The sequence below is a fragment of the Streptococcus atopicus genome, assembly GCF_049166725.1.
Lineage (GTDB): Bacteria > Bacillota > Bacilli > Lactobacillales > Streptococcaceae > Streptococcus > Streptococcus hominis.
The window spans coordinates 1-25,044 of the sequence record NZ_JBMHFC010000017.1 but is presented as its reverse complement, the minus strand read 5'-3'; the positions used below and the strand labels follow the sequence as shown (position 1 = coordinate 25,044).

The 25,044-nt window shown below is 41.2% G+C and carries 21 protein-coding genes, 1 pseudogene and 1 riboswitch; of the genes and pseudogenes, 7 read left to right on the top strand and 15 right to left on the bottom strand.

The window, feature by feature from the left end:
• Positions 1 to 252 precede the first annotated feature (252 nt).
• From ACOMA9_RS09690 to ACOMA9_RS09675, 4 genes are read right to left on the bottom strand one after another with little or no spacing between them, the layout of a single operon-like run.
• Positions 253 to 576 carry a PTS lactose/cellobiose transporter subunit IIA gene (locus ACOMA9_RS09690; RefSeq protein ID WP_004224460.1) on the bottom strand — a complete coding sequence of 108 codons (324 nt, stop codon included), beginning with the start codon at positions 574 to 576 and terminating at the stop codon, positions 253 to 255.
• 9 nt (positions 577 to 585) lie between these two features.
• Positions 586 to 906 (bottom strand): PTS sugar transporter subunit IIB, encoded by a 321-nt coding sequence (locus ACOMA9_RS09685; RefSeq protein WP_004224457.1) that lies wholly within the window; start codon positions 904 to 906, stop codon positions 586 to 588.
• A gap of 34 nt (positions 907 to 940) precedes the next feature.
• On the bottom strand, positions 941 to 1,837 hold the full coding sequence (locus tag ACOMA9_RS09680; protein WP_421425370.1) for a DUF7916 family protein: 897 nt from the start codon (positions 1,835 to 1,837) through the stop codon (positions 941 to 943).
• A gap of 12 nt (positions 1,838 to 1,849) precedes the next feature.
• Positions 1,850 to 3,115, bottom strand: coding sequence for a PTS sugar transporter subunit IIC (locus tag ACOMA9_RS09675; protein WP_195323247.1), 1,266 nt, complete (start codon positions 3,113 to 3,115; stop codon positions 1,850 to 1,852).
• Positions 3,116 to 3,287: 172 nt separating this feature from the next.
• Here ACOMA9_RS09675 and ACOMA9_RS09670 point away from each other — a divergent pair, with 172 nt between their 5' ends.
• Positions 3,288 to 4,466 carry an ROK family transcriptional regulator gene (locus ACOMA9_RS09670; RefSeq protein ID WP_330945418.1) on the top strand — a complete coding sequence of 393 codons (1,179 nt, stop codon included), beginning with the start codon at positions 3,288 to 3,290 and terminating at the stop codon, positions 4,464 to 4,466.
• Positions 4,467 to 4,652: 186 nt separating this feature from the next.
• Here the strand turns inward: ACOMA9_RS09670 and ACOMA9_RS09665 are convergent, their stop codons facing one another.
• The 3 genes from ACOMA9_RS09665 to ACOMA9_RS09655 all read right to left on the bottom strand — a co-directional run bounded on the left by ACOMA9_RS09665 (position 4,653) and on the right by ACOMA9_RS09655 (position 8,354).
• Complete coding sequence (locus tag ACOMA9_RS09665) at positions 4,653 to 5,918, bottom strand: TRZ/ATZ family protein (RefSeq protein WP_330945417.1); 1,266 nt, start codon at positions 5,916 to 5,918, stop codon at positions 4,653 to 4,655.
• A gap of 123 nt (positions 5,919 to 6,041) precedes the next feature.
• Positions 6,042 to 6,144, bottom strand: a riboswitch (purine riboswitch).
• A gap of 222 nt (positions 6,145 to 6,366) precedes the next feature.
• Positions 6,367 to 7,302 (bottom strand): peptide-methionine (R)-S-oxide reductase MsrB, encoded by a 936-nt coding sequence (msrB, locus tag ACOMA9_RS09660; RefSeq protein WP_022525466.1) that lies wholly within the window; start codon positions 7,300 to 7,302, stop codon positions 6,367 to 6,369.
• A gap of 116 nt (positions 7,303 to 7,418) precedes the next feature.
• On the bottom strand, positions 7,419 to 8,354 hold the full coding sequence (locus ACOMA9_RS09655; protein WP_247905973.1) for a dihydroorotate oxidase: 936 nt from the start codon (positions 8,352 to 8,354) through the stop codon (positions 7,419 to 7,421).
• A gap of 550 nt (positions 8,355 to 8,904) precedes the next feature.
• On the opposite strand from ACOMA9_RS09655, the gene gdhA reads away from it, so the two are divergent.
• Complete coding sequence (gene gdhA, locus ACOMA9_RS09650) at positions 8,905 to 10,251, top strand: NADP-specific glutamate dehydrogenase (RefSeq protein WP_037618911.1); 1,347 nt, start codon at positions 8,905 to 8,907, stop codon at positions 10,249 to 10,251.
• Between the two features lie 71 nt (positions 10,252 to 10,322).
• Here the strand turns inward: gdhA and ACOMA9_RS09645 are convergent, their stop codons facing one another.
• Both ACOMA9_RS09645 and ACOMA9_RS09640 read right to left on the bottom strand, forming a co-directional pair.
• Positions 10,323 to 10,910, bottom strand: a complete 588-nt coding sequence (locus tag ACOMA9_RS09645; protein ID WP_037618905.1) for a DUF4352 domain-containing protein — start codon at positions 10,908 to 10,910, stop codon at positions 10,323 to 10,325.
• A gap of 17 nt (positions 10,911 to 10,927) precedes the next feature.
• Positions 10,928 to 11,785 carry a mechanosensitive ion channel family protein gene (locus ACOMA9_RS09640; protein WP_037618903.1) on the bottom strand — a complete coding sequence of 286 codons (858 nt, stop codon included), beginning with the start codon at positions 11,783 to 11,785 and terminating at the stop codon, positions 10,928 to 10,930.
• A 160-nt stretch (positions 11,786 to 11,945) separates the two neighbouring features.
• Between ACOMA9_RS09640 and sstT the strand changes: the two genes are divergently transcribed.
• Positions 11,946 to 13,160, top strand: coding sequence for a serine/threonine transporter SstT (sstT, locus tag ACOMA9_RS09635; RefSeq protein ID WP_100069427.1), 1,215 nt, complete (start codon positions 11,946 to 11,948; stop codon positions 13,158 to 13,160).
• A 215-nt stretch (positions 13,161 to 13,375) separates the two neighbouring features.
• Positions 13,376 to 13,579 carry a hypothetical protein gene (locus tag ACOMA9_RS09630; RefSeq protein ID WP_330945415.1) on the top strand — a complete coding sequence of 68 codons (204 nt, stop codon included), beginning with the start codon at positions 13,376 to 13,378 and terminating at the stop codon, positions 13,577 to 13,579.
• A gap of 311 nt (positions 13,580 to 13,890) precedes the next feature.
• Here the strand turns inward: ACOMA9_RS09630 and trxA are convergent, their stop codons facing one another.
• The 5 genes from trxA to ACOMA9_RS09605 all read right to left on the bottom strand — a co-directional run bounded on the left by trxA (position 13,891) and on the right by ACOMA9_RS09605 (position 19,135).
• Positions 13,891 to 14,205, bottom strand: coding sequence for a thioredoxin (trxA, locus tag ACOMA9_RS09625; RefSeq protein WP_106384693.1), 315 nt, complete (start codon positions 14,203 to 14,205; stop codon positions 13,891 to 13,893).
• 207 nt (positions 14,206 to 14,412) lie between these two features.
• Positions 14,413 to 15,831, bottom strand: a complete 1,419-nt coding sequence (locus ACOMA9_RS09620) for a C69 family dipeptidase (RefSeq protein ID WP_004224420.1) — start codon at positions 15,829 to 15,831, stop codon at positions 14,413 to 14,415.
• A 62-nt stretch (positions 15,832 to 15,893) separates the two neighbouring features.
• A complete protein-coding gene (locus ACOMA9_RS09615; RefSeq protein WP_151380229.1) occupies positions 15,894 to 18,224 on the bottom strand; it encodes an endonuclease MutS2 in 2,331 nt (776 codons plus the stop codon).
• A gap of 60 nt (positions 18,225 to 18,284) precedes the next feature.
• Positions 18,285 to 18,833, bottom strand: a complete 549-nt coding sequence (locus ACOMA9_RS09610; RefSeq protein ID WP_151380230.1) for a CvpA family protein — start codon at positions 18,831 to 18,833, stop codon at positions 18,285 to 18,287.
• Positions 18,830 to 19,135, bottom strand: a complete 306-nt coding sequence (locus ACOMA9_RS09605) for a hypothetical protein (protein ID WP_003026418.1) — start codon at positions 19,133 to 19,135, stop codon at positions 18,830 to 18,832. Before ACOMA9_RS09605 ends, ACOMA9_RS09610 begins: the two co-directional genes overlap by 4 nt.
• A gap of 85 nt (positions 19,136 to 19,220) precedes the next feature.
• On the opposite strand from ACOMA9_RS09605, the gene rnhC reads away from it, so the two are divergent.
• From rnhC to recD2, 3 genes are all read left to right on the top strand, one after another.
• A complete protein-coding gene (gene rnhC, locus ACOMA9_RS09600) occupies positions 19,221 to 20,111 on the top strand; it encodes a ribonuclease HIII (RefSeq protein WP_330945413.1) in 891 nt (296 codons plus the stop codon).
• Positions 20,112 to 20,114: 3 nt separating this feature from the next.
• Entirely contained in the window at positions 20,115 to 20,729 is a 615-nt protein-coding gene (gene lepB, locus ACOMA9_RS09595; protein ID WP_003028620.1) for a signal peptidase I, read from the top strand.
• 382 nt (positions 20,730 to 21,111) lie between these two features.
• Positions 21,112 to 23,466, top strand: coding sequence for an SF1B family DNA helicase RecD2 (gene recD2 / locus ACOMA9_RS09590; protein WP_330945422.1), 2,355 nt, complete (start codon positions 21,112 to 21,114; stop codon positions 23,464 to 23,466).
• A gap of 20 nt (positions 23,467 to 23,486) precedes the next feature.
• On the opposite strand, the pseudogene ACOMA9_RS09585 reads toward recD2, so the two are convergent.
• Positions 23,487 to 24,767, bottom strand: a pseudogene (locus ACOMA9_RS09585) (ISL3 family transposase).
• Between the last annotated feature and the right edge of the window lie 277 nt (positions 24,768 to 25,044).

The following is a 25,044-nucleotide window of genomic DNA, read 5'->3' as shown; positions in this document are numbered from 1 at the left end:
TCAGTTATGGTAAGATGGTAGTAGCTCATAGTTTTTCCTCGGGTTCTGTTTGTGTGGTTACTTACAGTTTACACCAATGAAACACTATGAGTTTTTTTGTTGCACTATATTTTACAATTTATCATTTAAAAAAATCGTTATCAAACTAGAGATAGAGCTACCATTCAATAACGAAGTAAGACAATTTAAAAACTTTGATTGGATTATCACCAACCAAAGTTTTGATTTATAAGAATGTGTAAAACCGTTTTTTTACTTCATCTCATTTGCCAGCCGCTCGTACACATCAACGACTTCTTTTGCCAAGTCAATGAAAGTCAAACTTGTCATCAAATGATCCTGAGCATGCACCATCAAAAGACTAAGCTCAATCTTTTCACCTTGAGCTTCCTGTGTCAGCATTTCGGTTTGAGATTTATGAGCTGATATTAAATCCTTGTTAGCTAATTTTAATTTTTCACGCGCTTCTTCAAAACAGCCTTTTTTAGCTTTTTGAATCGCTTCAAAAGCATTGCTCTTTGCCTCGCCACCATACATAATGAGGGACATGATACTTTCTAAATTTGAATTTTCCATATCGAACCTCTAGCCTCCGATCAGTTCCTCAGCTAATGCCAATACCTTTGAACCATTCATCATGCCATAATCCACCATTGGGATAACTCCAATTGGAATGTTTTTATCCTTCAATTTTTCCGTAAATTGCTCTAATAGATACCGAACTTGCGGTCCTAATAACAAAACATCTACTTTTTTCTCCAAAATTATATCGTCCACTTCTTGAGCTGGGACTGCAAAAATCTCTGCATCTAATCCTTTTTCATCTGCCGCAGCTTGCATTTTTGTCACAAGCAAGCTGGTACTCATGCCCGCAGCACATGCTAACATAATGGTTGTTTTAGCCATGTTTACTCCTTCTATTTCATCAAATAATTACTTCCTATCGATTGACAGACCTTGCTAGACGAGACACTGTATGCCGAAGCCCTCGAATAGCATTACTTAGTGCATAAATATTATCCACTACTGCCAAACCACCATAGCCTGCATCCCCAATATGTTGAATATCCACACCACAAATTTTATTACGAAGTGCGATTTGTTTAATCGTATCCACATCTGATGTCTCTTGGCTAGTGCCAATAGCACTTAAAACTAAACCTTTTTTACTATGTACTAAATCTACGACAGCTCTCATTTCCTCATCGCTGAAAGCAGGAACCGTTCCAACGGCTGGCACCAAAATCACATCTGCACCCGCGTCTAATAATTTCTCAGCTGTCTGAAGATCTGCAACCGGCTCGGATACCCCTGCACCGTGCATTTTCCCAGCTATAATCAAACCTGAAAAATGCTGCTTAGCTAATTTTACTGCATCAATAATTTCTTTATTGCTAACTCCTGTTCCTGGATTACCTGTTAAGCAGACAAAATCAAAGCCTAATTTTTCAATTTGTTCAAAAGAAGTCTGACTAGCTTGCCGACCGGCAGCAATCACTTGTACTTCTTCCAACATATCAGCTTCCAAATCAACAGGTTCTAAATTCACTCCAATCGGAGCTCCTACCAAGCGATGCAATTCGTGAACAATTTGCTCTTTTTTACAATCTAAGCCAAATATTTCTGGTTGGAAAACATCTAAGCAATTCAGCAAAATCATATCTGCACCAAAAGCTCTTGCAATTTCAGCATTGGTGATATCTCCGACAAAGGTTTCACGAATGACCACATTTTCAGATAAGACAACTCGCCCTTCACTCGCTTGAATGCTTTGCTTGAGCTCTTGGGCTGTCATATTCAAAATTTCCGAAGGATTTGCACTAATTAATCGTTTCATATTCTCATCTCCCTACTGATTTTCTTCTGCTTTAAAGCGTTTTTCAATAGTAATTACAAATGGAATATAGATTAAAATATCAATCACAATAAGAACAGCTTGTAAAATAGACGCTTTAAAACTTCCCGTTGCCAGCAAGCCACTAATAATCGGAGGAGTTGTCCAACCTGGGTCAGTATATGTTAACGGTACAAGACCACTTGCCATGGATGACCATGCAACGATGAGATTCGCAATCGGTGCCAAAATAAATGGGAACAGAAGCAAAATGTTTAAGACAATTGGAACACCAAACATCGTTGGCTCATTGATATTGAACAAACCTGGAACTACTGTAATAGGTGCTAGTGTTTTGATCTGCTTACTTGATTTTTTCTTTTTCGCCAAATAACCAATCGCTAATACCAAGCCAATAGTTGCGCCACCACCGCCAATGAAGACGAAATTATCCATGAAAACACTAGTAAAGATATGTGGTAATTTTTCCCCTGCTTGATAAGCAACTTTATTGGCATCAAGGTTCGAAAGCCACAATGGTTTCATAACCGCATTGACAACATTACCTCCATGAAGTCCAACAAACCAGAATGAACTATTTAAAGCGACTAGAATCATCAAACCAAATAAATTATTACCTAGTAGGCCTAGCGGTTTTCCTAAAACAGTTTGAGCGACCGCATGCAAATTTGGTAGTTTTAAACTTGCTAAAAGGGCATAAACCAACAACCAGCCTGTGATAATCACTGCACCTGGAATAATGGCGCTGAAACTTTTTGAAACTGCCGGCGGAACACCATCAGGCATTTTAATTTGAACATTATGATTGATAAACCATTGATAGATGTAACCATTTACCAAGCCAAGAATGATTGCTACAAAAAGACCTTGTGAAGCTAAAAATGCTGTAGGAACACCGTTTCCTGTTTTAGTAGCAAGGAATGGTGTCACTGTGATAAAGGCAGCAAGCGAGATAATCCCAGAAGGAATCCCATCCACTTTGTATTGGCGGCTCATATAGTAGGCAATCCCAAAACTGGCTACCAAACCAATCAGACCAAAACTACTATCCACGCCTTTCCATAGATAGGCAGAAACCCCAATTTTTGTCAAATAAGCTTCCCATCCTGGAACAGGAAAACTAGCAATAACCATAAACAAAGAACCAATCAACAGTAATGGTACTGCAAGCGTAATTCCATCCCGAATTGCCACTAAGCCTTTATTATTTCCCAGCTTAATGGCAATGGGCATTAACTTCTCTTGTAAAAATTTATCCATCTTTACAATCTCCTTTGGTTATAATATATTATTAATCAGCAGATAAAATCAACTTTATCTTACTCTTTAATTATATTTTAAAACGATTTTCTGTAAAAGTCAAGCGCTTTCACTTATATTTGATAATTTTTTATAATCAATATATAATAGATGCAGGGAAGGATGGTAGATAATGAATCAAACGAAAAAACAAGCTGAGTTACGAACAATTATTTTAGATAAAATTTACGCCAAGGGGCCAATTTCTCGCATTGATATTTCAAAAGAGACGGGCATTACTCCTGCTACAGTTAGTGCGATTACAGGAAGTTTGATCCAAGAAAAACTGCTGTATGAGCTGGGGGAAGATGAAGAACACACAAAAGTCGGGCGAAAGAAAATCCTCTTGGGTATAAAAAAACAGCACTCTTATTTCATCGGCTGCGAACTATCAGAAAAATATTTTTCTTTTGTGTTGAGTGATAATACAGGAAATGTGATTGATAAAGATAAAGCAACCGTCACCTCGGAAAAAATTCTAGCAGAAGGCGCTGATTTGTTTTGTCATTTACTTGAACAATTCATTTTTCGGAACAATTCCTATACAATTCAAGCCGTGGGAGTAGCTATCCCTGGACGCTATTTGCACAATGACTTGATTACAACAAACAATCAAACATGGGAACAATTTGATTTAGCGAAGATTAAAAACGAGTTCTCTTTTCCAATTTACTTTTCTAATAATGTCAATTGCATGGCACTAGCAAAGCGCCTTTTTTCTGCTTACCAACTGGATGAGAATTTTATCTATTTTCATTTTGCACGGGGTATGCACTGCTCTTACATGTACAATGGCAAAATCTACGGCAAAAGCAATATTGTCATCGGTGAAATTGGTCATACCGTCGTTTGTCCTGACGGAGAAGTCTGTGGTTGCGGACGCAGAGGCTGTTTGCAGACTTATGCTAGTGAAAGTTGGCTGATAAAAAAAGCAAAAATCATCTTTGAAACCGCCGAGTTAACACATTTAAAATCACTTGTCACAGATAAAGAAGAGATCACGATTCAAACTATCCTCACAGCATATAACTTAGGAGACCAAGCTATTCTCAATCTCCTTCATTTGGCATTTAAGTATTTAGCACAATCCCTGCTAAACCTTAGCATGATGATTGATGCAAAGAAAATTTATCTGCACAGTCCCATCTTGACTGATGACAAAGTCATTGCAGCTTTCTATCAAGAAATCTCACAACAACCAAAACTACTCTTCAAAGACTTACCCGAACTCATTATCGAGCCTTATAGTGATTTTACTGGCGCAGTCGCTGGCGTTGCTCTTTGTTTGCAAAAGGAGTTTTTATCCATTTAGCTTCATTATGGCTCATAAGCTTGTTATACTTATTACAAAAATTAGAGGTTAGAACAATTGTCACGAACCTCTAATTTTTACTATACAATACAAGATGGACTTACTAACTTGTCTGAAATATTTATAAAGAAAGAACCTCTATTGTGTCAAAGAGGTTCTTCAAAGATTCCTTTAGAACTTTCATTTTTACATAACTACATCCATCGTCAGGACTTGTCCGTCTTTTACAACTTGCTCACCTGCTATATAGACATCTTTAACATCATTTCCCTTGACAGCATAGACAAGGTGGGAGAGCATATTTTCCTCTGGGTACAAGTGCACTTTACCTTTTGGCTGAATGATTAAAAAATCTGCTTGTTTGCCAACTTCTAGGCTGCCGATTTGATCATCCATGCCGAGTGCTTTGGCACCTTCAATTGTCATTGTTTTCAAAGCCTGCTCAATGGTAAATTGAGTGGCGTCACCTGTGCGCATTTTTTGTAAAAGAGCAGCGGTACGACTTTCTTCAAACATATCCAAATTATTATTAGAAGCGACCGAGTCCGTTGCAAGTCCGACTGTCACGCCAGCTTGAATCAAGTCTGTTATGGGAGCAATGCCAGATGCTAATTTGAGATTGCTGATGGGATTGTGGGCGATATGAATCTTAGAGGCTGTTAGTTCTGCAATTTCTCGCTCATTTAATTCCACACCGTGGGCAAAAATCCCCTCATGCTCCAGATAACCTAATTCTTTCAAGAAAGCAAGTGGGCGTTTTCCATAACGTTCTAAAATTATGCCATTTTCTGCTTGTGTTTCTGCCACATGGATATGCAATTTCAGCTGTAATTCACGCGCCAGCTCCAAGCTTCCTTTTAGCAACTCCTTACTGCAACTATATGGCGCATGTGGTGCTACCATTACTTTAAAGCGGTCATCGTTGTAGGACAGAATTTCCTCAATAATAGTCCGAGTACGCGCCAAGGTTTCTTCCGTCGTCTCCATATCGGAGCTAAACAAAGTCGGTGAAAAATAACAACGCATTTTAGAGCGTGCCACCACTTCATGAATCTGCCCAATTTCAACACCGTTGGGATTGTACATATCATTAAAAGTCGTCGTCCCAGTCTGAAGCATTTCTGTAAGTGCCAGATTGACAGCTCTTGTTGTTACCTCTGGTGTAAACTCGCTTTCTGCCGGCCAGATATAATCTTCTAGCCATTCGTGGAGATTGCTGTCGTCTCGAATGCCACGAAGTGTGGTCATAGCAGAGTGGGTATGGCAATTGACTAGACCCGGCATAAGCCAAGCTCCCTCACAATCTACCGTCTCATCTGCCCGCGCTTCCCAAGTGGCATCCTCATTCCCACAATAAACAATCTTGTCCTCGTTTACCACCAACAGCCCATTCCGATAGACATGAAAATCTGCATCACATGTCACCAAATTCACTTGTTTAAATGCTTTCATTGCTTCTCCTTTAAATAAGAGTCACAAGGCATTCAATTACTATGCATTTGTCAGCGTAGCAATCGCAAAAACAAAAGTCGTATGGGACGATCATTTCACATTACCCTATGCTCTATTTGTATCTGACAACATAACTAAGGACAAAGCCACGCTTATTTACGGTAAGACGGTAGAAACTCTCCAACCCTATTATGGAGATTATATGTTTTCATTGAATTTTTTAGTTATTGTAGCAAAATCCACACCAAATAGCAAGCTTTAAAAAATGGGAAAAACATTAAAATTTACTCCGCAAATCCTATCTGCAATACTTTGAGCAATCAATCACTACAACATTTGTTTAGTCTGTAATTAGTTTTGAAACTGCTAGTCGCTCTATCCACACATTTATGAGTAGTTGCGAAATAAGCAGAGCCGTCTAGCTCAGTCACTGTTTACTCTACTGATCTTACTTCATATATGAAAGCAAGTAGCCATATCCTGCAGCTTCCATATCTTCTTTTTTAATAAAGCGTAGCGCTGCTGAATTGATACAGTAGCGAAGTCCGCCTTGTTCCTGTGGACCGTCTGTGAAAACATGACCTAAGTGTGCATTTCCTGAACGTGACCGCACCTCAATCCGCTCCATACCGTGACTTTTATCTTGATAATACTTGATCACATCTTTGGCAATCGGTCTTGTAAAACTCGGCCAGCCACAACCAGCATCAAACTTATCACTGGCAAAGAAAAGCGGTTCTCCCGTTGTCACATCCACATAAATGCCTTCTTCAAACGTTGCAAAATATTCGTTATGAAATGGTCGTTCGGTTGCTGCATGTTGAGTGACTTGGTAGGATTCTTCAGACAAATCTGCCTTTAAAGCTGCTTCGTTCGGTTTCTCATATTGTCCTGGATCTACTAGAGGCTGGTAGGCATCATTGACATTGATATGGCAATAACCACTAGGATTCTTCTTGAGGTAATCTTGATGATAATCCTCTGCCAATACATAATGGCGCAGCGGTTCTACCTCCACCGCAATCTTCTGGCCAAATTGCCGTTCTTGCTCTTTTACGACTTCGCTAATGACTGACACATCCGTATCGTTTATGTAATAAATCCCTGTGCGGTACTGACGTCCGACATCATTTCCTTGCTTATTGATAGACAGCGGATCAATCACCCGAAAATAATAGAGCAAAATTTCTCGTAAGCTAACCAAATTTTCATCATAAGTCACATGAACTGTTTCAGCATGGTCGGTTTGATGAATCAACTGGTAATTGGTAGATTCCACCTGCCCATTGGCATAGCCGACAGTTGTATCAGTCACACCTGTGATACGGGAAAAATATTCTTCCAAGCCCCAAAAGCAGCCACCTGCTAGATAAATTTCAGCCATAAAAACACCTCATTTCTTTGTTCTTATTTTCTCACAAATTCCTAAAATGTTATAAGAATTTGATTAGAACTTTCTTGAGAATGATATGGCAATGAACTGTTAAATACCACTCTGGTTTAATCCAGATAGTTCAACTTCCCACGAAAATCTTCTATGCTTTCATAGCCTTTTTCTAACATGATTGCTTTCAGCTCCTCAGTAATACGCTCAAAAGCTCCTACACCTTCTTTGTGCAGCGTTGTTCCGACTTGCACCATACTAGCTCCACAGAGAATATGCTCAAAAGCATCTCGACCCGTCAACACACCACCTGTACCGATGATTTGGATTGTAGGATTGAGCCGTTGATAAAAAGCATGAACATTAGCAAGGGCAGTCGGTTTGATGTATTCACCACCAATTCCGCCAAAGCCATTTTTCGGACGAATAACAACTGTTTCATCGTCAATATAAAGACCATTTCCGATTGAGTTAACACAGTTGACAAAAGAAAGAGGAAATTTATTAAAAATTGCTGCCGCTTGTTCAAAATGTGCCATATCAAAATATGGTGGCAATTTAATGCCCAGCGGTTTAGTGAAATAGGCAAATACTTCACTCAAAATCTTCTCTGTCGCCTCAAAATCATAAGCGATTTGTGGCTTTCCAGGAACATTTGGACAAGATAAATTGAGCTCAGTCAAGCCTTTAAAGTTACTATCCTGCACCTTTTTCAAAAGGATGTGGGTTTCTTCTAGCGACAGACCTACCAGCGACAAAAAGAAGGTTCGATTGGACTCTGTTTTTTGTAGGTCTAACAAATACTCCAAATAATAATCCAATCCATGATTGGGTAGTCCCATTGAATTGATTGAACCTAGTGGTACATCTTGGTAACGAGGTTCAGGATTTCCTGCTCGCGCTTGCAAGGTTGCTGTCTTAGTCACAAAAGTTCCCGCAGCTGAGTTTTTAACTTCTTCTAGTTCTTCAATCGTCATGCAGGCAACGCCAGCCGCATTCATCAGGCAGTTGTCAAAAGAAAAACCAGCAATTTGTGTTTGAGTTGATAACATGAAATGCTCCTTTCATTTTTTCTATTGTACCACTAAAAGCAGAAATATGACTCTTTGAACGGAATAGAAAGAAGAAACGTTCGGGATAAACAACTGAATTTTTGCTGAGCAAGAGTTTGTTTTGAATATTAAGTCGGAATTTTCAGAAAATTCAACTTTTTTCTTTACAGCTCTTTTGTTTTCTGTTATAATGGCACATGTAACAAAAGATAACACACACAGAACTAGGACGAAAATCTCGTTCTGTGATTGGGCTAAGACCATTGATAGCTAGAACAGACAAGTCTAACAAATCTTGCAATGCAACTTTTGTTGAGCTACCTCTTTTTCCCATGACCGTTCGAGTATAGGGAATTACGGACGTGGATATTAAGGAGCATAGCGACGTGATTGCTTTTGTTTTTTACAGTCTTAGTATCTTATTGCAACTGAACTCGGATGGAAAGTCTAGCAAAAAAGATAGGTTTCCTTGTGTTTATCAAACACGGCGTTAGCCTCCTATTTTTGTACGACTTTTACTCGTCCTCGTATCTTATTTAAGGAGAAATCTATGACAACTGCTAAAGAATATATCCAAAACACTTTTGAAGCTGTGAAAGCTCGCAATGCTCACGAAGCAGAATTTCTGCAAGCTGTAGAAGAATTTTTAAACACGCTTGAACCAGTTTTTGAAAAACATCCTGAATACATTGAAGAAAACATTTTGGCGCGCATTACCGAGCCAGAACGTGTGATTAGTTTCCGTGTTCCTTGGGTTGATCGCGACGGCAAGGTTCAAGTCAATCGCGGTTACCGCGTACAATTTAATTCCGCAGTCGGGCCATATAAGGGCGGTCTTCGTTTCCACCCAACGGTTAATCAAGGGATTTTGAAATTTCTTGGATTTGAACAAATCTTTAAAAATGTTTTGACTGGACTGCCAATCGGCGGTGGTAAAGGTGGATCTGACTTTGATCCGAAAGGCAAGACAGATGCTGAAGTGATGCGTTTCTGCCAAAGCTTCATGACAGAATTGCAAAAATACATCGGTCCTTCTCTTGACGTTCCCGCTGGTGACATTGGGGTTGGCGGACGCGAGATTGGCTATCTTTACGGTCAGTACAAACGCCTACGCCAATTTGATGCTGGTGTCTTGACTGGTAAACCACTTGGATTTGGAGGTTCTCTGATTCGCCCAGAAGCAACTGGTTACGGCCTTGTTTACTATACGCAAGAAATGCTTAAAGCAAACGGTGAAAGTTTTGACGGAAAGACCGTTGTCGTATCCGGTGCTGGAAATGTAGCTCAGTATGCTGTGCAAAAAGCAACTGCCCTCGGTGCTAAAGTCATTTCTGTGTCTGATTCAAATGGTTATATCATTGACAAGGACGGAATTGACTTTGATCTTTTGGTAGATGTGAAAGAAAAACGTCGTGCTCGTCTGACAGAATACGCTGCTGACAGAGCCAGTGCTACTTATCACGAAGGCTCTGTCTGGACTTACGAAGGTGCATTTGACATTGCCCTGCCATGTGCCACTCAAAATGAAATCGATGGTGAAGCAGCAAAACGCTTGGTAGCGCAAGGCGTATTCTGTGTATCAGAAGGTGCTAACATGCCAAGTAATCTTGACGCCATTGCCGTTTACAAAGAAAATGGTCTCCTTTATGGTCCTGCCAAGGCTGCCAATGCCGGTGGGGTGGCTGTATCTGCTCTTGAAATGAGCCAAAATAGTCTCCGTCTCTCATGGACACGTGAAGAAGTAGACACTCGTCTGAAAGACATCATGACCAACATCTTCAACACTGCTAAGACAACTGCTGAAAACTACAATCTTGGCAAAGACTATCTAGCAGGAGCGAACATCGCTGCTTTTGAAAATGTCGCCAATGCTATGATCGCCCAAGGAATTGTTTAAACGAATATACATAATAAAAGGCTGTGGACGAATTTGTCCACAGCCTTTTACTGTTCTTCTGCTGAAAATTTCTAAAACTTCACGCTTTTGGTTTCTCCCCACTTGACATTGTCATAAGTGAGAGTGTAAGGTTGCTGCGCGCCGTCCTCACCGTCATACATCAGCTTCCATTCTACCTTTTCACCCGCTACGAGTTCCTCTTTGATTTTGTTGACCTCAAAAATATCATCATCCATTACATAGGATTCGCCCATTTCGTCTTGTAAATCAAAGTCATAAACATTGAGTGGGAGCTTTTCGCTAGAGGTATTTTCGATAATAACCTTAGCCGTAATCATCGCACCTGTTGCTTGACCTTCCATTCGCTCTTTAGAATCCACGTGAATGTACTGGACAGTAACTTTCAGACCATTTTCAAAACGAACGCTATCTCCCAGACGATGATGTTTATAATTATCTTGATAAATTTCAGTTCGAGTGCCATGTCCTAGAAAAGCAAGGTTGACAATACTTAAACCAGCCACCATGAGGGTGATGCAAAAGAGCATGACACAGCTAATGATTGTCGTCCAAAACAAAGGCTGTTTATACAAAGGCTGTTTCAAGCGATAGACGTGACCGTCAGGGGTCGTTATTTCATGCGGTACTTGTTCTTCCATAGTAATCTCCTTTCTGCCTATGCTGGCGCATAAATAGTTGGCAAATCAATTCCTCCCTTTAATAGAGCGTCATGATACAGTCTGTAAAATTGATGATAAACGGTGCTTTGGCTACCGCTTTGGACGGTGATACTAATACGAAAATAAAATTGACCATTTTCGCTAACTTGCGGACCTAAAATCGTCGGTTCCTGCAAAATTTCTACTTGATCGCCCGCATATTCTTGATTGACCTGCTGGATAATCCGAGTGACCTTCTCCAAATCCGTCTGAGCGTATAATGGAATATCAATGAGCGCTCGCATATTACCGCGTGAGAGATTGCTGACGACAGTAATATTGCGATTAGGAACGTAATGCAAAGTGCCATCTGCATCGCGCACTTGTGTCGTCCGAATTCCGACACTCACAACTGTTCCTGCGATTTTAATCGAGCCATTAGTCAGACGAACGCTGTCTCCGACATCCAACTGCCGCTCCAGCAAAATAAAGAAACCATTGACTAAATCAGACAAGAAGCCTTGCGCTCCCATCCCGATTGCCACCCCAGCAATCCCAGCTCCTGCCAGTAAACTTGACACCGGCAAGCCTAAAATCGCCAATATCCAATAAATCAAAAAAAAGTAAAGAGTGTAATTCAGCAAATTTTCAATCAAACGAGTGAGGGTCTTTTGCCGCCCTTCGTCTTGACTGGAGAGTTTCAAAGAGGGTGAGATAATCTTTCTTACGAGTACATGTACCAGCTTTTTAGCAAGGTAAAAGAGAGCTAGCAAGAGCAAAAGTGAAACGAGCTTGCTAAAGACATCATCTACCAAATGAGACCAGTTGAGTTTTTCAAAGTAGCGATAGAATACATTCTTGTTTACTGAGAGCATACTTCACCTCCTCGTATTTATCTCTATTATACCATATCTGAGCCTAATTGAATCAGGGGAATGCTAACTCCCCCCAGTGTATTCTATCTAAAACAGATTGATTTTTCAGAATATTTATACTATAATGGGAGACATTATGATTATGAAGGGATCATATGATATGAAAAGAATAGTTTTAGCTTGGAAAAAATCTAGTTTGATTAAGCGTATTGCTATCGGGATTGCATTAGGAGCTGTCCTTGGCTTGACCTTTCCTAAGCTATCAGCAATTGGGTTATTAGGAGATATATTTGTTGGTGGCTTAAAAGGCATTGCTCCACTGTTGGTTTTTGCTTTGGTGACCAATGCTCTATCACAACATCGAAAAGGGCAAGAAACCAACATGAAAACTATCATTATCTTGTATCTTTTGGGAACATTCTCAGCAGCTTTAGTCGCAGTGCTAGCTAACTACCTTTTTCCTTTACACATCACACTCACAGCGTCAAAGACCAAGATTACACCACCAGATGGGATTGGGCAAGTCCTCAGTAATTTGTTGCTCAAAGTAGTGGACAATCCAGTCAATGCTCTCATCACCGCAAACTATATTGGAATATTATCTTGGGCTGTGGTATTTGGACTTGCCATGCGTGAAGCCAGCAAAAGCAGTAAAGAGCTTTTGCAAACTATGGCAAGTGTAACCTCTAAGGTCGTTGAATGGATTATCAATTTGGCTCCTTTTGGAATTCTTGGTTTAGTCTTTAAAACGATTTCTGACAAAGGGTTGGCAGTGTTGGCTAACTATGGCAGCTTGTTAGCAGTTTTAATCGCTATCATGCTTTTTGTAGCTCTGGTCGTCAACCCTTTCATTGCCTTTGTTCTGATGAGAAAAAATCCCTACCCACTTGTTTGGCGGTGTTTAAAAGTCAGTGGTGTGACAGCTTTCTTCACACGTAGTTCAGCTGCTAATATTCCTGTCAACATGAAACTTTGTGAAGAACTAGGACTCAACAAAGATACCTATTCCGTTTCTATCCCACTTGGTGCCACTATTAACATGGCTGGAGCAGCTATTACCATCAATGTGCTCACCCTTGCTGCAGTCAATACATTAGGCATTTCGATTGACTTTGCGACAGCATTAATCCTCAGCATTGTCGCCGCTATCTCTGCTTGTGGCGCTTCCGGGGTGGCAGGTGGCTCTCTTTTGCTCATTCCTGTTGCTTGTAGTCTCTTCGGGATTTCAAATGATGTTGCCATGCAAGTCGTTGGGGTAGGATTCATCATTGGAGTTATCCAAGATTCCTGTGAAACGGCGCTCAATTCCTCAACGGATGCCCTCTTTACCGCAGTTGCAGAAAAAAGTACTTGGAGAAAAAGGAAAAAAACGTAATACAATGAGGTTGGAAAAATCCCAACCTCATTTTTTAATTAGCCCAATTCTGCTTTAGGCTCTTTGACCTTGCAACAGTCAAGGGTATCCGCATGGTATTTGCGACTATTGTTGAGCACAGAAGGGAAGATTACTAAGTTTAAGTCCAATGAGCTTTTCTTGCTTCATAAATTCCTTCTTTCCTTTTTTACTTGTCTCTTAAAGCGACTGTTTCAATGACTTCTTCTTTTTCCGTCAGCGCGGCGGATGACCTCAACTACTTTTTGTTTGCTCCGTCCGCCCGGCGGAAAGTCTCCCTTACTTTTGGTTTGCTCCATCCGCCCGGCGGACAGCATGAATCAAAAGAAGTTTATCTCGTCCGCCGGGCGGACGGAGTGAACGACAATCAGTTTGCCTTGTCAGCCGCGCGGACGAAATGAAATTGTCTTGTTTGCAATTATTTCCTGCTTAACTTCTAACTTTATTTTTTGAAGATAACTTTGAAAAGAAGGTAGATACAAATGAATAAAAGTACAACAATGACGAATACAGCTACTATTCCAAATGTTCCCAGGATTTAATCGTCCTTTCTGATTGAAACAATCTTTCTTCATTTTCATTATAGCACCGATTAGTGTATTGATCTATTAGCAAAAAGGTAGTGACTGATGAAAACGAATTTTCGTCAAAAGTACTCTTCTAATCTTGAAAAGAGAAAAGGCTTGAAACTTTCGTTCAAGCCTTTTCTTTTTTAGCTCAATTCCGCTACAATAGCTTTTAATTGTTCTTTGGTATGAACACCAACAACTTGCTTCACCACTTGCCCGTCTTTTTTGAAGATGAGGGTCGGGATTGACATGATACCAAATTCACGAGGTGTATTTGGATTGGCGTCCACGTCCATTTTAAAAATCTTCAATTCGTCTTCATGCACTTCTTCGGCTAATTTTTCCAAAATCGGTGCCTGCATGCGGCAAGGACCACACCATGCTGCCCAAAAGTCAATGAGGACAAGTCCGTCTTTTGTTTCTTCTGCAAAATTTGCATCTGTAACTGCTGCTACCATATTATTCTCCTCTGACGATGACCAATGTCATCGCTCTATTTCATTTCTTGACATCATTCTACACTAAAAGGGAGCATTTGCAAAATATTTGCTACGGAGCGAGGACTCCTCCGCAAATTAGTATTCAATAATTTTCCAAAAACGAACTTCTATTCGTTAGCAATTACTTGAGACGAAGCATTTGTAGGGGCAGAATGTGCTACGGATTTAGTCGCTCAAAGAAAAATGATTGGTCATCAGATTGCTGGCGTCTAGCAGGATTTTATTCAGAAGTTGGTCCGTTGCTTCTTGAATTTTATCGCTTAGGGCTTGATTTTCTGCTTCGAAGTCAACTATTTCTCCCTTTTCTAAGGCACAATCCACGCGCCCTAACATTTCATGTCCCAAAGCCATGGTCGTTTCTTGGTAATCATCCAAATCTCCCAGATGACTAGAAAAATGCGCGTCAGCCAAAGCAGCGATTAAGCGATTTGTCCAATAGAACGAATCCGTAGAGACTTTCTCACCTGTATTCGCAAAATAAGTCGGCGTCGTAGAAATTTGAGTAAAGAAAGGCACGGCTGTATTGTAAGGCATAGAGCCATAGGACAACCATTGAATACCCGTCGTTTCCTGGGGTTTATTGGGTCTCAACTGCAAGATAGATGTTTGACTTGTGCGGTTAATCCCAATCGTGCGGAAAGTCCGCTGGCTGTGAGGTGTGCCTTCTAAGCCATAAGGGTCATAAGGAGAGTCTTGGTAATGGCTGCTAAGGACATACTTGACATCTTCAATCGTGATTTTGCGGTAGGGTTTTTGACACCAAGGAAGGAAAAAGGAGCGCGGGTCTTGCTCGATTTCTGGATTGAGAAAACGCTGAATATCCCAAGCACGCGGTGTATTGTAATGACGGTCTTTGTCACGCTGGCTGCCAAAAGCATAGCGCGGATTGAAAGATTCCCCGTCATAGTTGAGATTCAAATGATTGCGACGAATAAAGTCTTTCAAATCAGAATCACAGAGGAAATATTCTGGATTGTCAAACTCAAAATAATCCATTCCCAGCTGGTTTGGATTGGTCACATAGGCGTCATCTGGCACACGGCGAGCTATCCAATGATGTCCGCCGATTGTCTCCAACCACCAAATTTCATCCACGTCAGAAAAGGCAATCCCGTTTGACTCATAGGTGCCGTATTCTTCAAGAATCTTCCCTAAGCGCAACACGCCCTCACGCGCCGTTTTGATATAAGGCAGCACCAAGGTCAGCATATCTTCTTCTCCGATACCAGTCGCCACCAAAGGATCTGCTCCCAGCACTCGGCTATTGGTGGTAATCGTCTCGGTCTCGCTCATGGCTACATTGTAGACATTGATACCAGCTTCACCCCAAATCCCGTCTTTTGCAAGAGCGTCCGGTACACTGGTGTAGCGAACTGGATTGTCCGGCAAATCTATCTCAAAACTTGACAGCACTGATTTATAATGCCGCGGCTGATCTTCTGGGTTAACAACAATAAATTTCTTGGGCGTAAACACACCATTTTGCGAATCCTCTGTACGTGCAATCATAGTTGAACCATCATAACTCGCTTTTTTCCCAACCAGAATCGTTGTACAAGAATCTTGTATTCCTTTTTGTCTCATAAATGTTTCCTCTTTTCAATCTTTCTTCTTTACCATGAACAGTTTTGTTCACCAACTCTGCATTACTTAAACACCACAATCGTTGCTCCGCTGCCCCCAGCATTTTGCGGTGCATAGCCAAAACTCTTGACATGCTTATTGCGACGGAGATATTTGGTGACGCCTTCGCGAATGACGCCCGTCCCGATCCCGTGGATAATGTCCACCTGCGCCATATTGTTGAGCAGGGCTTGGTCGATAAAGGCGTCCAGCTCTTGCATGGCTTCTTCGTAGCGCTTGCCTCGTAAGTCCAGTCTGGCTCTTGGTCCGCTTGTTGTCGTTCGTTTCACCACATTGACCTGCTTTTTCTTAGGCTGTTCTTTTTCAGCTTTGAGCAGGTTAAATTCTGCTTCCTCTAAGGTCATCTTGATGAGACCAACTTGTGCTTCCCAGCGACCGTCTTTGAGCTGATTGACAAGCGTGCCTCTCTGACCATAGCTAATCACCAGAATATCGTCTCTCACTTTTGGTTTTCGCGCTTTTTTAGCTTGTTTCAATACTTTATTCTGTGACAAATCCACCGTTTCAGGAGACAATTTTTTCAGCTGGCTTTTGGCTTCAATAATTTCGTGCGGTTTGAGACTGGATTTAGCATGTAGATTTTTGAGAATCGTATCACTCTCCGTCAACGCCACATCAATGATTTCCTGCGCTTCTAGCCTTGCCTTATTCAGCTCGGCTTCTTTTTCCCGATTAAACTCATTGTAGAGCTTTTTAAGAGCGCGGTTAAATTTGAGATTTTCTTGCTCCACTTCTCGGATACTATCCAACCGCTTGCGGCTTTCCAAGGTTTGTTTTTCCAAGCGCTCAATAACACGATTGACATCGCTGTCCGTGTCAGTCAATTCTTGAGCATCTTTGACCACTCTATCAGACAGACCTAAACGCCTTGCGATCTCAAAAGCATTGGAACGCCCCGGCACTCCCTGCATAAAACGATAAGTCGGTCTTAGGCTCTCTGTATCAAATTCCATGCTGGCATTTTGCACTCCCTCAGTCTCAATCCCATAGACTTTGAGTTCTGGATAGTGGGTTGTTGCCATTGTCTTGACTTGTCGTAGCTGCAAGTCCTCAAGAATTGCCATAGCAAGAGCTGCTCCTTCCTGAGGGTCAGTTCCTGCTCCCAGCTCGTCCAAAAGCACCAAAGCATTCTCATCAGCCTGCTCTAAAATAGAGACAATGTTCGTCATGTGGCTGGAGAAGGTCGACAAACTTTGCTCAATAGACTGCTCATCTCCAATATCCGCAAAGATTTGGTCAAAAATCCCCACTCGACTCCCTTCATCTGCCAAAATAGGCAGACCAGACTGTGCCATAAGCTGAGCCAAACCTAGAGTTTTGAGCATAATGGTCTTTCCGCCTGTATTCGGGCCCGTAATGACAATCTCAGTCAAATCCGCCGCAAAGTACAAGTCATTAGCTACTGCATTTTCTATCAGAGGATGAGCAACATGGAGCAGTCGAATATCCTGACGGTCAGACAGCTTGGGCACTACCGCGCCTCTCTCCTGCATAAAACGCACCTTAGCTCGAACAAAGTCCAGATGTCCGATAATCCAAGCATTATTGGTAATTTCAGCAGCATGCGGACGAATGCGTTCTGATAACTCTTGCAGAATCCGCAAAATCTCATAGCGCTCGTCTGCACGTGCATTGGTGATTTCTTCATTGAGATTGACCACTGCCCGCGGCTCAATATACACCGTGTTTCCACTGGCAGAAATATCGTGCACCACACCTGAGATACGATTGCGGAATGTATTTTTGACTGGCAAAACATTGCGACCGTTTCGACTGGCTACTACTTGATCTACTAACATATCGCCCTTGTTCTTGAGAATATCCTGCAAAACATCTCTCACCTGAACTTCATTTTCTTGAATTTTCCGGCGAATGTGAGCCAAATTATCACTAGCAAAACTTTCAACAAATCCGCCTTCATTGATAGCTTGCAGCGCTCCTTGCAAGCTCGGAAAAGGAACCAGATTTTCAAAAAGCCGATTCAATCTTTGTAACTCAACATTTTCCAAATCCTCATAAAAATCAGTCAATTCTTGCGTGACAGCCAGAACCCGCTTCAGAGCGAGAAATTCTTCAATGTTTAAGTCGCCTTCCAGCTCCAAGCGCTTGGTCAAGCCCGTAATGTCTTGGGTCGCAGCTAGACTAAAATGCGGACGCTGTACAAAAATCTGCTGCATATCCGTCATTTCTAAGAATGCTGTCTCCAGCCTTTCCTGTTTATTGGATGGGAACAGCTGCTGCAATTCCAAGCACCCTTGTTCTGTCAGAAGATAGGGTTCAAAGAGCGCCTTGATTTTCCCAAATTCTAATGTTTCTAAAATTTTTCTATTCATATTCTTATCTTTCCTGATGAAAAAGAAACTCAGCTAGCACCACCAACTGAGTCTTTGTATTTATCCGATGATTTTGGTCACCCAGAGTTGTTTCAACATTCCTGAAGTAATTGGTGTGTGACTGATGATAAAACGAGCTAAACCACTAGCATTGAGATGATTTTGAACAAGTGGTAAGGGAATCGTTGCTAAAACGGTCAGCAATATTTGAATCCCAAACAAAGTGACGCAAACAGCCAAAACACCACTAGCAACATTGTACCAACGCTCATTGGCTTTCTTGTTTGGCACCAAGTGAATAAAAATCCCAATAAAACGGGCTATGCTATAAACAATCGTATAAACTGCTAGATAAGCCAGACCGGCATAAAAAACCTTGTCCAACTGGAACAATTGGCTGCTGGGAAAGAAATAGGTAAATGTTCCTTCCTGTGCACTGGCGTAGGGAACTAAAAGATTGATTTGTTCACCTAGAGATTGGTACATTTGCCCCGCAATAATAGCTGAAACGACTGCCGAAATAGTATAATAAATTTGTAATACAATTCCGCGCGAGTAGCCAATGTAAAAACTCCAAGCCAAAATCAGCAAAATTACTAATGAAATCATAGGGTCCCCTCTTGCTCACTAACCTTTTGCTTGTTGGCTTCTAACACTTTTTTACGAAGTTCTTCCAGCTCTTGCTCCTTGTCATCGAACTCAATCTCACGTGACAATTGCGTCGCTAAACTATTGACTGCCAGCAAAATAGCTAATGTTTCATCATCTGCCGCAGGCATCTTCTCTTTAATTGCGTGATATTTTTCTGTTGCAACCTTTTCAACTTCTTCCATGAATAAATTATCGTGTTCTGTTGTTAAGGTTACACTCTTCTTTCCGAAAGTAAATTTGTATCGATTTAAGTTTGCCATAAAATCACCTCAAAATATTATACCAAAAGGAAGCGATTTTGTCAGTTTTTAAAGAAATTTATCACTTTTATGGTACAATAACAATATGGAAAGTATTACCTTGCAACCAAGCGAGAGACAAATTCAAGATTTTGTCACACAATATCAGACACAGCTTGTCGCTAGCAAAAATCCCTACATTCGCTATCTTTTTAAGCTTAATAAGGCAACTGTCTCCGTCTATACTTCAGGAAAAGTCCTCTTTCAAGGGGAAACAGCCGGACAGGCAGCAGAATTTTTTGGCTATCAAGCATCCAAAGAAAAAACGACAGCTCATCGGCAGAATTATCCTCTGATTGGAACAGATGAGGTGGGAAATGGTTCTTATTTTGGTGGACTCGCTGTTGTGGCATCTTTTGTCACACCAGAACAGCATAGGTTTCTACGAAAGCTGGGAGTTGATGACTCTAAAAGCCTGACAGACCAGAAAATCAGGCAAATCGTTCCTCTGTTGAAAGAAAAAATCCAACACCAAGCTCTGCTATTGTCCCCGAAAAAATACAACCAAGTTATCGCTTCTGGCTACAATGCGGTGTCTGTCAAGGTTGCCCTTCACAACCAAGCTATTTATCTGTTACTACAAACGGGAGTGCAGCCAGAAAAAATTGTCATTGATGCCTTCACGAGCGACAAAAATTATCAAAAATATCTCCAGCAGGAAAGCAATCACTTTTCAAATCCTATTACATTAGAGGAAAAAGCAGAAGGGAAATACTTAGCCGTAGCAGTCAGTTCCATGATTGCACGCGACCTCTTTTTAGAAAATCTTGAAAATTTAAGCCAAGAGCTCGGCTACGAATTGCCTAGCGGAGCAGGAGCAAAGTCCGATAAAGTCGCAAGTCAGCTTCTTCAAGCCTATGGTATGAAGAGTTTAGAAGTGAGTGCGAAACTACATTTTAAAAATACTGAAAAAGCAAAAAAACTTCTAGAAAGGTAAGTTATGCAAGCAAAATCAACTACTTTTTCAAAATTTATGAAAGAATGGGGATTTTTTATCCTCTTTATGGCCGTTCTTTTCTTATCACGCGCCTTTTTCTGGGTTCCTGTCAAGGTAGACGGGCATTCAATGGATCCAACCTTAGCTAATGGAGAGTATTTATTTGTTGTCAAACACCTGCCTGTCAATCGCTTTGATATTGTCGTTGCAAGTGAAAAAGACGAAGATGGAAAAACCAAGCAAATTGTCAAGCGGGTGATCGGTCTTCCTGGAGACACTATCCGCTACGAAAACGACCAATTGTATGTAAATGGCAAAAAGACCAACGAATCTTATCTTAACAATTACCTCACGAAGTTTAAAGATGATAAATTGCAGAAAACCTATTCCTACAATAGTTTCTTCCAATCTTTAGCAGACAAAGCTCAAGCCTTTACGCAGGACGCAAACGGCAACACTAGTTTCACTATTGAAGTTCCAAAAGGCGAATACCTGCTCTTAGGAGACGACCGTCTTGTTTCAAAAGACAGCCGTCAGGTAGGAACCTTTAAAGCCAGTCAATTGCAGGGCGAAGCAAAATTCCGCTTCTGGCCTTTGAATAGAATTGGCACTTTTTAATCCCAAACAAGTCTATTTTGATTCGTTGGAGGTGGACAAAAAGTGTTCCAGCTTCTATCAGATTTAGGAATAAACGAATAACGCAGCTTCAACAATCTAGTGAATTGTTGAAGGTTGGAAATCAGACTTGTGAAGCAAGCCACCGTGATTGCTCAAAGCACTGCTTTGAGGTGGCAGATAAAACTTGCGAAGCAAGTATCAAAGCTGTTCGCTTTTCAAGCTTGGAAGAGCACCTTTGACGAAAACTTCGTTTTCTTCATTTGCAACCTTAAACAGCTTGACAACTGTTTAAGCACCTTGTGGGGGTGGGACTACGAACTAAAAATTTTTGATTTTTAGTTCTGTTCCACTCCCATTCTTTTAACATTGATACAGGAAGATGATGGAATTTTACTTTTCAGGCACTATTGAACGCATTATTTTTGAAAATCCCAGCAGTTTCTTTCGGATTCTGCTGTTAGATATTGACGACACCGATGCAGATTTTGATGATTTTGAGATTATTGTCACAGGCACCATGGCGGATATTATGGAGGGCGAAGACTATACTTTTTGGGGAAACCTCGTGCAACACCCTAAATATGGGGAACAGCTCAAAATAACACGCTATGAGCGGGCAAAGCCAACCAGCAAAGGCTTAGTCAAATATTTTTCAAGCGACCATTTTAAAGGGATTGGTGTAAAAACAGCGCAAAAAATCGTGGATCTCTATGGCGATAACACGATTGACAAAGTTTTAGCAGAGCCAGAAAAATTAAAGGATATTGCAGGTCTTTCTGCCAAAAATCGCGAAGCCTTTCTCACGAAACTAAGACAAAATTACGGTACCGAGAGAATCCTTGCCAAGCTATCTGAATACGGTATCCCCAACAAACTAGCTTTTCAAGTGCAAGATTTCTACAAGGAAGAAACCTTAGAAATCGTGGAACACTATCCTTACCAATTGGTAGAAGACATTCAAGGAATTGGTTTTAAAATTGCCGACCAACTGGCACAAAGCTTAGGGATTGAAGGTACCGCTCCAGAGCGTTTTCGTGCTGGGTTGCTTCACACGCTCCTCACTCAATCTATGGAAAAAGGCGACACCTATCTTGAAGCAAAAGAACTTCTGGAACATACGATTGAACTCCTCGAAAGTTCCCGTCAGATTGAGTTAGACCCAAGTTCTGTTGCGGATGAGCTGGCACATTTGATTGAAGAAGATAAAGTTCAAAATATTGATACAAAGATTTTTGAAAACAGTCTCTTTTTTGCCGAAGAAGGGATTCGTAGCAATCTCTTGCGCATTTTAGAAAAAGGGAAGCAAAACAAGTTTGAACCGAAAAAGATCGAAGCTGCTATTGCTCAAATCGAAAATGAGTTTGCCATTTCCTATGATGTGACTCAAAAACAAGCAATTTGTGACGCTATCAATCACAAAATTTTTATCCTAACGGGTGGCCCTGGAACAGGAAAAACGACCGTCATCAATGGAATCATTGCTGTTTATGCTCTGCTGAATGGGTTGGATTTGCGCAAATCTCAAGATTTGCCTATCCTGCTAGCAGCTCCTACTGGGCGTGCTGCCAGACGCATGAATGAATTAACAGGGCTTCCAAGCGCTACAATTCATCGGCATTTAGGCATGACAGGAGACGACGACACCAGCCATTTAGACGATTATTTGGACGCAGATTTTATTATTGTGGACGAATTTTCAATGGTAGATACTTGGTTAGCCAATCAACTACTCAGCAATATCTCTTCCAATAGCAAGCTACTCATTGTCGGAGATGCCGACCAGCTACCCTCTGTCAGTCCTGGACAAGTGTTAGCAGATTTGCTGAAAATCCCCCTCCTTCCACAGACCAAATTAGAAAAAATTTATCGGCAGGGCGAAGATTCCACGATTGTTACCTTAGCTAGTCAGATTCAAAAAGGCATTCTGCCACCTGATTTTATAGAAAAAAAAGCTGACCGTTCTTATTTTGAAGCGCGCAACGAGCATATTCCACAGATGATCGAGCGCATCGTGGAGGCAGCTCTCCGCAGTGGCATTCCAGCTCAAGATGTGCAGGTGCTTGCGCCTATGTACCGCGGACAGGCTGGGATTGACCACATCAATCAACTCATGCAAAATCTAATCAATCCTGTCGAAACAGAACAAATCATTTTTGAAGCAACGGATTGTCAATATCGACAAGGCGACAAGGTGATTCATCTGGTCAATGATGCGGAAAGCAATGTCTTTAACGGCGATTTGGGTTATATCACTGATTTGCTGCCAGCAAAATATACGGACTCTAAACAGGACGAGTTGACTATCAACTTTGATAGCAATGAAGTCATTTACCCACGCAGCGAATGGTATAAAATTCGTCTGGCATACGCTATGAGTATCCACAAATCTCAGGGTAGTGAATTTCCTGTAGTCATTTTACCGATTACATCCAGCAGCCACCGTATGCTGCAACGCAATCTTATCTATACTGCTATCACCCGTGCCAAGAGCAAATTGATTCTTCTTGGGGAAAAGTCTGCCTTTGACTTTGCTGTCAAAAACACTGGCACAGCTCGCAATACCTATCTAATCCAACGCTTTTCAGACCTCCTAACTGATGAAAAAGTTATACACACTTCTGTGAATAATTTGGAAACAACTGTGGAAAAATATATCTTGACTGAGGAAAATTTCTTGAAAATCAACCCTATGATTGGAATAACGGATGAGGATATTCAAAATGTTTTTGGAGAATGATAGAAAAAAGTAGCTCTTTGTCAACTGTAGTGGGTTGATGTCAGCCAACATCGCGAGAGGACGAGATTCGTTCTCTCTTTTTTGATGTTCAAAGCGATGAGAATGCGTTTCTTAAAGTTGTCAAAGTTCCTGAATCCAAAAGCGTTTCGCTTGATGACCTTGATGAGATTGTTAGTTGCTTCCAGCTTGGCGTTGGAGTAGGGCAGTTCCAAGGCATTGAGAATCTTGTCTCTGTCCTTCAGAAAAGTTCGAAAAACTGTCTGAAAAATCGGGTGAACATCAGAAATAACCTCCTCAATTAGGTCAAAGAAATAATCAGCTTGCTTTTCCTGAAAGTGAAAGAGCAGGAGCTGGTAAAGCTCATAGTGCTGTCGAAGTTGGTCCGAATAGCTGAGCAGCTGATGGAGAATCTCTTGATTGGTTAAATGCGCCCGAAAGGTTGGCCGATAAAAACGCTTATGGCTGAGCTTGCGGCTGTCCTATTGGAGGAGTTTCCAATAGCGTTTGAGGGCTCGGTATTCCTGAGATTTTCGGTCGAATTGGTTCATGATTTGGATGCGGATACGGTTCATAGCTCGGCTGAGGTGCTGGATAATGTGGAAACGATCGAGAACAATTTGGGCATACGGGAAAAGCTGCTTGGCCAGCTGATAGTAAGGACTGAACATGTCCATGGTCATCACTTTAACCCTCATACGAACCTGTCTAGGATAGCGTAGAAAATGGTTTCAAATGACCGCTTGGGTTCTGCCGTCCAGGATGGCTAGGACCTCATTGGTATTAAAATCCTGAGCGATAAAGCTCATCTTTCCTTTCTTGAAGCTATACTCATCCCAGCTCATGATTTCTGGCAGTTTCTGCCAGTTCATTTCAAATTTGAATTCCTTGAGCTTGCGAATGACGGTTGAAGTTGAGATCGAGAGCCTGTGCGCAATATCAGTCATGGCTTGCTTCTCAACCAATAATTGAGCGATTTTTTGTTTGACTGCAGCGGCAATCTGGTGATTTTTCTGGACGAAGGAGGTTTCGGTGACAGCCATTTTTCCACGGTTCTTACAGCGAAAGCGCCGCTTTTTGAGTCGGATAAGGGTTTTGTATCCTGCTGTCTCCAGATAAGGGATTTTAGAAGGTTTCTGGAAGTCGTATTTGGTCATCTGTCCCTTGCAGGCAGGGCATGGAGGAGCATCATAGTCAAGGTGGGCCAGGATTTCTTTGTGAGTACCGGTATCAAAAAGATTGTCTATTTTGATATTTTGGTCTTCAATTCCAAGAAGTTTTGTGATAAAATCGAGTTGTTCCATATGAGTCTTTCTAATGAGTAGTTTAGATGCTTTTCATTATAGGTCATATGGGACTTTTTTTCTACATAAAACATACTAAGATTAGTAGTGAAGAAATCTCCGACGGGAGAGAGTACTCACTGCTTTTTCTTTATGATAAATTGTAAAATGTAGTGCAACAAAAAAACTCATAGTGTTTCATTGGTGTAAACTGTAAGTAACCACACAAACAGAACCCGAGGAAAAACTATGAGCTACTACCATCTTACCATAACTGACCGAATAAAGATAGAAACCT